Consider the following 3050-nt stretch of genomic DNA (forward strand, 5'->3'; position numbering starts at 1 on the left):
AGGCACGGCCTCTGTGGCCGCACGCCGCACGATATGGGTCGCTCCGAAACGAGTCAGGCGTTCGTTGCGGGCGCCGACGAATATCGCTCGCGGCTCGTGATGGGCGATCCCGCGCTCGCTCAACAAGGATGTCAGCGCCCGCGCCAGGTCCTTAGCAATGGGGACGACGCGGTCTCTGCGCCCTTTGCCGCGCAGCAGCACTTGTGGGTGCGGCCGTTCCAACTGAAGGTCGTTTGCGTTGACGCCGGTGGCTTCGGAGACCCGGGCGCCGGTCCGTGCCAGAAACAGTAGAAACGTTCGGTCGCGCCGCCCACGGGACGTCCTCTGATCGGGGGCCGCAATAAGGGCGTCCACTTCGGCCTTGGTGAGGTGGTGCGTCACCTCAATGTGAGCCCGTTTTATGGGAATCGTCAGCACGCGTTGGGCGACACCGAAGGACGCCGGGTCAGCGGCTGCTACGTGATGGAAGAAGGATCGGATGGCCGCTAGTCGGGCGTTGCGCGTGGCGATGACGTTCTTGCGCTTCTCCTCGAGCTCGTCGAGGAAGGCGAGAACGAGGTCTCGATCGAGGTCTTCGAGTGCCAATGCGGCCGGCTTCTTCGCCAATCGGGTGGCGGCAAAGATGATCAGCATGCGCAAGGCATCGCGATAGCTGGCCACGGTCGCGGGAGTCGCATTGCGTTGTTTGGTCAAGCGCCGGCGAAAGTAGGACTCCAGGAGCGGCGCCAGCAGCAGGTGTTCGCTCATGCTGCACCTCCGTCGAGGAAGGCGCGCTCCGCCGCAATGGCGAGAAGATCTGCCGAACCGGTGAGATAGTAGGCAGTGTCGCTGTAGCTGGCGTGACCGAGATATGTGGCGAGCAACGGGAGCAACGCCTGAACGTCTGCGCGCTGCTGATGCCAGAGGCCGAGACGGGTCACGGCGAACCGGTGCCTGAGATCGTGTGGCCTTAATGGCTTGCCGCCATCGAGACCAGCAAGCTTGCGGGCCTCGGCAAAGCCGTTTTGCAGGCCTGTCGCCGAGAGGCGATTGCCACGAGAGCTGAGGAAAAAGGCCTGGTCCTTGGGCATGGGAAAAGCGGCATCCCGTTCATGGACGTAGCTACGAAGGGCAGCCTGGGTCGTCGTGTGAACTGGAACGAGACGGTCCTTGCGGAACTTCGTCTTCCGAATGAGGAGAATCCCGTTGGCCAGATCAACGTCGGAACGATCAAGTCTGACCACTTCGCCTGATCGCAGCCCCGAGCTCGCCAATAATCCGATCAGCGTGGCCATTGTCCGCCCCTTGAGAAGGATTCCCGGCGAGATGCGGCGGCATGCGTCGATGAGTGATGCCAACTCGGCCTCGCTGAGGATTCGCGGAGGCGGAATCGCTCTGGATCTGGGGAAAGCTCTGCGCTCCAAGGCTTCGGTTCGCGCGTCATAGACGGCGAGATATTCGTAAAACCGGCGCAGCACGCCGTGACGACTGACACGGCTGTTGGCGGCGCCGCTGAACGAGAGGGCAAAATCCAGCGCCAAAGTTCGAGTGGCAGGCCCATCGAACTGAGCGCGCTCAATGTACCTCACGAAAGCCCGCAACGTGCCGGCTTGCTTGCTGAAGGCATAGCCGAGGGAGTGGCGTAGCTCGATGTAACACTCGGCCTTCTCGCCGAGGAATCGGGCAAAGGCGGTCATGCCACGCCTCCCGGAAAGGGAAGTGCGACCTCGGCAAGTTGCGACGTCGCGACCTTTACGTACAGCGCCGTTGTGTTGATGCTGCGGTGTCCCAGGAGATCGGCGACCTCGTTGATCGGCCTTCGCTGCTTGACGAGCTGGGTGGCAAGACTGTGGCGCAGGAGATGCGCACCTGCGACCTGCCCGAGTTCAACCCCGCCATGTCGCAACCGCTTCCGCACGATCCTCGAAACAGGCGACGCGCATTTGAATGGTGCCACGGGCGGCGTGAAGGACAGGAACAGATACGGACTATCCACCTTCGGTCGAGCGCGCAGGACATAGTCGGCGAGCGCGGCACCGGCTTCCTCGATGAGCGGGGCCACCCGATCACGCTTGCCCTTGGTGTGCCGGACAAAAACCTCGCCAGTTCGCCAGTGGATATCGTGCAGTTGAAGGGCGCGCAGCTCACCGTTGCGAATGCCCGTGGTGGCGAGCAGCAGCAGGACGGCTCGATCGCGGACGTCAACCGGTGCCGTTGCGCCGATCATATCAATTGCACGCCGAACGTCATCCCATGCAAGGCGCGGCGGCAGATGAGCCAAACGCCAGTGGGGCGTCCTGGGGACGACGCGCGCGAGATCCTGATCGTGATGGCCAGCCCAATACAAAAACCGAAGAAATGTCCGGATGTGAGAAGTTGCTGCGGTGCGGGTACCGGAGGTCGCCGATAGTGACAGCCGATGTTCGACAGCGGCAAGGACATGCTCAGCCGTCAATGCGTCGAGGTCTTGGCCGGAATGGTGGCGATGGAACCAATCCAGAAAGCGGCGGCTGCCCAGGAGAACGCCTTCGCGAGACTTTGACTCCAGTCCGCACACCCTGCTCAGATAGTCCGAAAAGGAGCTCAGAAGCGGAGCATTCGGATCATTATCTACACTGGGAACAGCAGCAAGGAAGCGTTCTGGAGCCACTCGCCGCGCGTGTCCCAGTGCCGACACTGCTCCAATGCGTGGAGTATCCGTAGTAAACGTGCACAAATAGCTATCGACGACATCTTGAGAGATAGGCATCGGACCACAGCGCGTTGCGGCAAACTGGCTAAAGCGCGCAATCCGGCTCAGGTAAATCGTGGCAGACGCTCGCTTATAACCAAGGGTGAAAAAATGCTCCGCGAGGCGATCCATCTCGCCACCGAGTGCACCGCTACGCAGGCGCTTGAGCACCCCACAATAGGAAAAATAGAACTCGAGCATTCTGCCCCTCCGGCGTTGTGGCACAGGGGAATCCCGCGCCATGAGAGAGGCATGAAATATTATGTGGCGGAAAAATCCGGACCGGCGGGCCTAGGCTGGCACCAGGAAGGCTCCGCCACATAATCTCGCCCGACGCATA

General features: G+C 61.6%; 3 protein-coding genes. All 3 read right to left on the minus strand.

Annotated features, from left to right (window positions below; genetic code table 11):
- Positions 1-747: tyrosine-type recombinase/integrase (locus NKJ01_RS35995; RefSeq protein WP_352735324.1), on the minus strand; the 747-nt coding region annotated here is incomplete at its 3' end.
- Positions 744-1676, minus strand: a complete 933-nt coding sequence (locus tag NKJ01_RS36000; RefSeq protein ID WP_023699564.1) for a tyrosine-type recombinase/integrase — start codon at positions 1674-1676, stop codon at positions 744-746. The genes NKJ01_RS35995 and NKJ01_RS36000, both read right to left, overlap by 4 nt.
- A complete protein-coding gene (locus tag NKJ01_RS36005; RefSeq protein WP_023699565.1) occupies positions 1673-2911 on the minus strand; it encodes a site-specific integrase in 1239 nt (412 codons plus the stop codon). Before NKJ01_RS36005 ends, NKJ01_RS36000 begins: the two co-directional genes overlap by 4 nt.
- Positions 2912-3050 lie beyond the last annotated feature (139 nt).

This window comes from Mesorhizobium sp. M0276 (genome assembly GCF_040321755.1).
GTDB lineage: Bacteria > Pseudomonadota > Alphaproteobacteria > Rhizobiales > Rhizobiaceae > Mesorhizobium.

What these genes read in the sequence shown, in the direction of transcription:
- NKJ01_RS36005 (WP_023699565.1), bottom strand. Translation starts at nt 2,911, where the DNA reads ATGCTCGAGTTCTATTTTTCCTATTGTGGGGTGCTCAAGCGCCTGCGT.
- NKJ01_RS36000 (WP_023699564.1), bottom strand. Translation starts at nt 1,676, where the DNA reads ATGACCGCCTTTGCCCGATTCCTCGGCGAGAAGGCCGAGTGTTACATC.